Below are 340 nucleotides of genomic sequence, written 5' to 3' on the forward strand. Positions count from 1 at the left end.
TTGGGTGCGGTGCCAGCGAGCGCCGCGCCCTGGCAGCGATCGGCATGAGCGCCAGTGCGCTGCGCTACTGCCCACGCGAAAATCGCAATGGCGAACTGCGCGAGCGCATTGTTGCGTTGGCGCATCGCCATCGCCGTTATGGCGTGGGGATGATCTATCTCAAATTGCGACAGGAGGGGCGCATCGTGAACTACAAGCGCGTGGAGCGGTTGTACCGCGAGCAGCAGCTGCAGGTCAGGCGCCGCAAGCGCAAAAAAGTACCGGTGGGCGAGCGTCAGCAGCTGTTGCGGCCGGCGCAGGCCAACCAGGTGTGGTCGATGGACTTTTTGTTCGACCGCAC

The 340-nt window shown here is 63.8% G+C and carries 1 protein-coding gene; it reads left to right on the top strand.

Features of this window, described 5'->3' with window-relative positions:
• The coding region (locus tag XpopCFBP1817_RS21310; RefSeq protein ID WP_146090217.1) for an IS3 family transposase at window positions 1–340 on the top strand (340 nt) is incomplete at both ends.

This window comes from Xanthomonas populi, assembly GCF_002940065.1.
Classification (GTDB): Bacteria; Pseudomonadota; Gammaproteobacteria; order Xanthomonadales; family Xanthomonadaceae; genus Xanthomonas; species Xanthomonas populi.